The organism is Microcoleus sp. B3-D7 (genome assembly GCF_036705305.1).
Lineage (GTDB): Bacteria > Cyanobacteriota > Cyanobacteriia > Cyanobacteriales > Microcoleaceae > Microcoleus.
This window is the reverse complement of sequence record NZ_JAUBUE010000097.1, coordinates 1-6712: the sequence shown is the minus strand read 5'-3', so window position 1 is coordinate 6712 and position 6712 is coordinate 1. Positions and strand designations below refer to the sequence as shown.

General features: G+C 44.0%; 8 protein-coding genes. All 8 read left to right on the top strand.

Features of this window, described 5'->3' with window-relative positions; genetic code table 11:
- The first annotated feature begins 432 nt into the window (after positions 1–432).
- The 8 genes from QUB25_RS29110 to QUB25_RS29075 all read left to right on the top strand — a co-directional run bounded on the left by QUB25_RS29110 (position 433) and on the right by QUB25_RS29075 (position 6036).
- Positions 433–828, top strand: a complete 396-nt coding sequence (locus QUB25_RS29110) for a hypothetical protein (RefSeq protein ID WP_333188882.1) — start codon at positions 433–435, stop codon at positions 826–828.
- Positions 829–1476: 648 nt separating this feature from the next.
- Positions 1477–1926 (top strand): hypothetical protein, encoded by a 450-nt coding sequence (locus tag QUB25_RS29105; protein WP_333188880.1) that lies wholly within the window; start codon positions 1477–1479, stop codon positions 1924–1926.
- A 5-nt stretch (positions 1927–1931) separates the two neighbouring features.
- Positions 1932–2411: a hypothetical protein gene (locus QUB25_RS29100; protein ID WP_333188878.1), complete on the top strand. Its 480-nt coding sequence runs from the start codon at positions 1932–1934 to the stop codon at positions 2409–2411.
- Positions 2408–2677: a hypothetical protein gene (locus tag QUB25_RS29095; RefSeq protein WP_333188876.1), complete on the top strand. Its 270-nt coding sequence runs from the start codon at positions 2408–2410 to the stop codon at positions 2675–2677. The genes QUB25_RS29100 and QUB25_RS29095 overlap by 4 nt, the downstream gene beginning before the upstream one ends.
- Positions 2665–3222: a hypothetical protein gene (locus QUB25_RS29090; protein WP_333188875.1), complete on the top strand. Its 558-nt coding sequence runs from the start codon at positions 2665–2667 to the stop codon at positions 3220–3222. The genes QUB25_RS29095 and QUB25_RS29090 overlap by 13 nt, the downstream gene beginning before the upstream one ends.
- A 200-nt stretch (positions 3223–3422) precedes the next feature.
- Complete coding sequence (locus tag QUB25_RS29085; RefSeq protein WP_333188873.1) at positions 3423–3806, top strand: hypothetical protein; 384 nt, start codon at positions 3423–3425, stop codon at positions 3804–3806.
- A gap of 133 nt (positions 3807–3939) precedes the next feature.
- Complete coding sequence (locus QUB25_RS29080) at positions 3940–4806, top strand: hypothetical protein (protein ID WP_333188871.1); 867 nt, start codon at positions 3940–3942, stop codon at positions 4804–4806.
- 222 nt (positions 4807–5028) lie between these two features.
- On the top strand, positions 5029–6036 hold the full coding sequence (locus tag QUB25_RS29075) for a tetratricopeptide repeat protein (protein ID WP_333188869.1): 1008 nt from the start codon (positions 5029–5031) through the stop codon (positions 6034–6036).
- Positions 6037–6712 lie beyond the last annotated feature (676 nt).

Below are 6712 nucleotides of genomic sequence, written 5' to 3'. Positions count from 1 at the left end.
GGTTCGATTCGGTTCGATTCAAAATTAAATCCGTTTGATTCAAAATTGATTGGGTTCGATTCGGTTCGATTCAAAATTAAATCCGTTTGATTCAAAATTGATTGGGTTCGATTCGGTTCGATTCAAAATTAAATCCGTTTGATTCAGAATCGATTCGCATCGATTCGGAATCGATTCGGAATCGATTCGCATCTATTTTCCATCGGTTCTTGAACCAACAAAGCGTTGTGTTTAGAAAAAAAAATGGGAAATAGGTCATAAAATTTAAATAATCTGTTATGCTTTTCTATAAGGTCAAATTCTGATAATTAAAGCAAAAAGCCCACCTGAACGGCAATTCAGGTAGGACTCTTGTTTCAATTAAAAATCTCCGGTGGCGCAACTTGTAACTGTTACCACCAAAAAAACAACAATAAAAGGACGTTGTAATCCATGTCTAAGCATAGCTTAAAATGGGTTAGTTTGTATAACAAACTTTCCCATGCTAAGAAAAGTCTCTTTGCACTAAAAAAAGAGACTGAGATTCTAGCACAGTCTAATTTTCACTTGCTCGAAAAAAATACAGCCTGGGCAAAATCTTACAACACATTGCTCGAAGCAACCACAGTAAAAGACCAGGCTCTTAAACACTCTGAAGAAAAAATTTCTTGCTGGAAAGATAGGTATGCAGCCTCAGAAAGCAAAAATTTTATGCTCGAGGGCGACGTAAGCAGTTTGACCCAAGAAATTGATGCTTTGAGGGATACAGTTTCGGAACTGCGTTCCTTAGCAACGCCGTTTTCGTCTGAGGGAACTTCGGCAGAAGATTATTTAGCCTCAAGAGAGTAGTTTCAATTGTCTTCCTGCTTCTAAGTCTTGCCTCAACAATTTAGCTGTGGAGACAAAGCTAAATTGTTGAGGCTCATTTGATTGCCAAGATGCTTGAGGCGCTGATTGGGAAATGGAAGTACCTTGATGAAGCTGCAACGGTTACAAGTTCTAAGTGGCGAAGTAGCGTTTCCCCGCGTAAACTTACAGCGGTATTTTTGCGACGGCCGCTAGTTTTCTGTTTAGATGCAAAATCTTGTTCCGGTCGTCGGAAAAATACCGTAAGCCTCCCCGGCTGAGGGGGCAAAGATTCTCCAACAAGCAGAAACTCCCTGTGTCACGCGATTAAACCTGTTAAACAAATGTAAGACATTGTTAGACAACTGCTAAACAGACGTAAGACAATGTTAATAAATGTAAGACACACAATTCAACGCTTGGGCGCGGGAAAACTTTACAATTCCTGCTTGACACCAAGGCGTAAAACCTGCGATCGTAAGTAATTAAGGAAGATTGACGCGCGACTGAGTAGCGATTGAGCCCGCTAAACAAGTCACGACTTCCCCAAACCGTTATCTCAGAACGTTTGGAGCCTAACTATAATGCCATATTCAGCCGATTGCCTTGAGGGGCGATCGCAATTATTCATGTTTGACGTGAGGTTCTGCCATGACTGAACCAATCGTCAATCGTCGTCGTATTGACCATTTAAAAGCACACGCTTACAGCCTCGAATTAACTAACGATGAAGCCAAAAAATTTGGCAAACTTTCCAAAACTTCCACTTGGGAAGCTGTTTGCGAGGCTTACTGTGTTGATTGCCCTGGTCGTAAAAATGAACACTTGGATTCATGTCAATGTGTCGAACACATTCTTTGCCCTATAGACAATGAATCGCATGACACAAGCGGATGGATTAATGATGGTTCATCCCCGGTGTGCAGCTTCACTCCCCAAAATTCCATCAGTTTCCTAAATTGGGTTGACCTTGCTCAACTCGTTGCATTTGTACTCGCATCGGCGGGGGTTTTTGTGCTGGCTATGTCTATGTGGCAGCAAATTAACCCTCTGAACTTATTTCCTCCCATCCGCGTAAATATTCAAATCGGAGCAAAATAATGGGCATGATGACCAAATTATTTGGCGGCGAAATCTCTGCCGCCATCACGAGTAAATCTGAGAAACTAGCTGCCCCAACTGATGCGGGGGTAATTACACCGCTCAACCCCGGCAATTTTGCATCTATCCGCACAGCCGCAATAATCGAGGCCCCGCGCTATTACACCAAAGAAGAAGCGGACGAGCGGAAGAAATTAGCAAAGGAAAAAGTCGAGGGCGCTCGCTACACGAAAAAATATCTCAAGGCCACGAGCCAGATTGAGGAAGCGGACGGCGTAGTACACAAGGCGTACCGCAAGCATCAGAAACTGGTTGCCACGGTAGAACTCACCAAAAAACAAGCTGATGTGGGCTTGGCGAAACACTTGCTCGGCTTGGCTCCTGGGTACGCCAAGCTAGGGGTCGGTTTAGAAAAAGCCGAGAATCGTGCTACCGAAAGGATTGAGGCTATTAAAGCCAAACTGCTGGGAGGGAATAAAGAATGATTCGAGTGATCGCTCTCGGCAACAACTTCCTGCTGACTGCGATCACCTCCAGCTTCCTTTGCTGGTTGGCATCGCTGCACCCTTCTCTGCTGTTGTTTGTACAAGCCCTCTTTGCCCTCAAGCTTATTGTCAGTGCTGCTGCCTGGGTACTCGACGATGCAATCATTGCAATCCTCAAAATAAACTTGCTGCAATTTAGGTTCAGACTGATTGCCAGCACAGTCGGTGCTTTAGTTGGCGTGGGGGTGATGTTATGTCGCTTTTGAGAGTTTCTTTATTGTCAGTTTCGGGACTTACCCTCTGGCTGGCTCCTCCGTTTATTTTCTCCCGTAAAATTCCTTTGCACAACTTCATTCAAGGCATCGCCCTGGTGTCTGGCTTTGGCTGCTGTTTTGAGGCACGGCGTTCTGCTCTCAAATTAGCCAAAGCAGAAGAGTTTGAGGCAATGAAAGAGCGGGCTATTGATGCGGATGTAGCGGATGAGCTTAGCACTTCCATTTACATATCAGAGCAACAGCGGCGCAAGGAAGCTGAGGCAATTTTGGCAGCTTCCGAGGAGGAAGTGGAAGCTAAACGGGAAGCGTTGGAAGCTATATATACTAACGACTTACCGCCTGAAACTTCCGCTACCACTTCCGAGGCTGATGCTAGTGACTTACAACTGTGGTGGAAAGTGGAAGCCGCACAGACTCAAGGTAAAACTGCAACCTGGATTATAGAAAATATCTTGGGCAAAAAGGGACGTAAATTCTCTGAAGGAAAAAAGCAGCTTGAGGAATTAATTAATAAATTTGGTGAAAAAGGAGGATAATAGATACGTGGGCTGGGGGGGAGCAGCCGGGCTATGGCCCGCCCCCCCCAGCCGCGCTACATAAACCAAGGGATTACACCGGGTCTGGTGATACCCGGTAAACTCCCCAAACAAATATATATCTGGTACACTATCAACCCCTAGGCGGAAGATAAACAAAATCCCTACCAGTTGTGATCAGGTAGCGGTAGAATCACAAGATGTATATAGATATTGAAGTCGGATCTATCGAATATCTGTTCTCCCTGTCTTCCGAGGGGAGCTTGTTTTGGATGTTGCGCCAATCAATTCCGCTAAAGAAACGAAAATATTACATGAGTTTTTGGAGTGGAATCATTGATGCACTTGGGCAGAACCTCAAGAATCAAATCAAAGCAATGCACCTTGCTAAACTTGAAACCCACTTTTTTAAGCTGTTAGTCAATATTTTCTTTTGGGTCATAGACGTGCTTACGCCCCGCGGCGCTGACTTCTGCAAGATTGAGACGAGTCGCGACCCGCCCAAAATCTTTATTCCTATCCCCAAGATTGAATTGAATGGTTGCGCTCGCAGCGATTCACTTATCTACTCGCTTATTTTTTAGCGAGCGGTTCCACTCTGTGCTCAAAATTTTTAAACTACAGGTACCAAAAAACCACTGCAACTAATTGGAACTAGACGGCAGTGGCTTTTGGTTCAATCCACCCTCAAACTCGCTTAGGGCGAGCAAAGGACTTATGACATATTCTACTGCGATCAACGGTCAAATTTCCAGCACTGGCGCGAATCTCTCCCTCTGCCCAGAGTCTAAACAGCTTTACATTCAAATTAAAGATGACGTTGTAGACCAGATTATCGAGTATGGTCTGAGCAAGGTCGAATCAAAGCTTTTCTTCTATTTCCTCAAACTTGACCGATTTGGCGACAGACCCGCTAAAGTCAAAGTTGCTGAGATTTTACTTGCGACTGGAGTTAGCAAAAGTGTCTATCATACTGCGGTCGCTAAATTTGAAAGGATGGGTTGGTTTAGTTTCACACACGCAGACGTTCAGATTAACAATTTTTGTACGCCGAGAAGAAAGTCCGAAAAATCGGACTCTTACTCCGAAAAATCGGATTCTCACTCCGAAAAATCGGACTCTCACTCCGAAAAATCGGACTCTCACTCCGAAAAATCGGACTCCAAAAAGCTGAAAGTATTGCCAGGAAAGGGTTCTAAAACGTCTCAGACTATTCAGACTTACTCAAACTTACTTCAAACTCTCCCAAAAGAACAGAGAGAGAGTTTTGAAAAGTTTTGTTTGAAGAAAATTGAAGAGTGTTCGTTCAAGATAGCTAGCAAAGAAGCTTGGCTTAATAAACACGGGATTGAGTATTTGAAAGAATTTAAACAGATGTACTCGGAAGCTCTGGCTAATCCAGGGCTAGTTACCACGAAAATTGAACCCTCTTCACTGGTAGACATTCCCTGGTTGAAAAAAATGTACGGAAATGGTTGGGAGGACCCAGCTAGGCATTATGGACTAATTCCCCTGAATTCTCCGGCTGTAGAAATTCAGAAGGATACTTTTAACGCTGAACCGCGTGACACAGTGGATTGGTAAATAACCAATGGTTACAGAGAGCGGTTGCAGAATGCTTTAGGTAACTTTAAACCCTGGATCAGGATAAGCCTATATCCTGATGAACCTGTAGCAGTCCTAGGCGTTGGCTCAGGATATGTTTCTTTCTCGGTCTAGCTCGACTCCGGATTATCCTAACTTCTCCTTGCCTTTACACTAAGCGAGCTAGTGAGTAAGATGGAAAAAAAAACAAAAAGGGTGTTTATGTTTAATTACGCTCAATGGTTTTTAGGTGGTATGTCAATCGCACTTTTAGTTCAGTTAAGTCAGCCAGTGGCAACAGCCGTGTCCGTTGATAAAGGCTTACAAACAGCACAAACTAACAGTAACGACGCTGCTGCAAAAGCTTTAGTAGAAGGAACACAACTTTACCAGCAAGGAACGACGGAAGCTTTAAGAAGTGCGCTCCCCAAGTTTGAACAAGCATTAAAGCTGTATCGAGAAGCGGGCGCTCGCTCTGAGGAAGCTAGCACCCTTAACTGGCTCGGCGGTATTTACTCAGAATTAGGAGAAAAACAGAAAGCTTTAGAATATTTTAGCCAGTCCCTTCCCCTATTCCGAGCAATAGGCGCTCGCTCTGAGGAAGCTACTACCCTCCTATTTACGGGCATTGTCTGCTCAGACTTGGGAGAAAAACAGAAAGCTTTAGAATATTTCAGCCAGTCCCTTCCCCTATTCCGGGCAATAGGCGCTCGCTCTGAAGAAGCTACCACCCTCACCAACATCGGTGCTGTCTACTCAGCATTGGGAGAAAAACAGAAAGCTTTAGAATATTTCAGTCAGTCCCTTCCCATGTATCGGGCAATAGGTGATCGCCGGGGGGAAGGTGGCACCCTCACCAATATCGGCAGTGTCTACTCAGATTTGGGAGAAAAACAGAAAGCTTTAGAATATTTCAGCCAGTCCCTTCCCGTGACAAGGGCAGTAGGCGATCGCATACAGGAAGCTCTCACCCTCGCCAACATCGCTTCTGTCAAACGTGTTCAAGGCAATCTCACTGAAGCCCTTACTAACATTGAATCCTCCCTCAAAATTATTGAAAGCCTCCGCACAAAAATTGTCAGCTCGGAATTCCGCACTTCTTACTTTGCCAGCGTACAAAATTATTACCAGTTCTACATTGACCTGTTAATGCAACTGCACAAAACTGATCCTAACTCTGGTTATGACATCAAAGCCTCAGAAGCCAGTGAACGTGCTAGAACCCGCTAAAAAGTGATGTATCGCGCCAGGCAAATGGCTGTTTAGGCAATTACCAAGCTGATAAGCTTGGCTTATTTCTTCTATCGCTACAATCTAGCTTTTGCCTCAAAGCTAATTGTTGGGCTTATGTGACTGCCAAGATGCTTGATGCGCTGTGGTCTAAAAATGCCCTCCCACTTCTAAAAGGTAGAGAGTCAAATAAAAATCAGAAATTTTTGTATTTTGATGTAGCTGTAAATGTTTAGAGTCGTAGGCGGGAAAAGTGTTGTATCCCCGCCTAGAACAAGATTTTGGAGTGGGTGGGAAAATTAGGAGTATCCTCGCTTAAATCTCTAGCGGGATTTTTTCGACTGGCTGTTAAATGTTTGCCGAAGTGAAAAAATTTAGAAGACCGTCGGAAAAATAGCCATGCGCCCTTCCGGCTGAGGACACTTATAGCCGTGTGTCACGCGCTTGCCACTATTAAATGACCTTAATCAATTCCCATTGATGGGAATTAAATCCGTTTGATTCGGAATCGATTCGGTTCGATTCAAAATTAAATCCGTTTGATTCGGAATCGATTCGGTTCGATTCAAAATTAAATCCGTTTGATTCGGAATTGATTCGGTTCGATTCGGTTCGATTCAAAATTAAATCCGTTTGATTCAAAATTGATTGGGTTCGATTCGGTTCGATTCAAAAT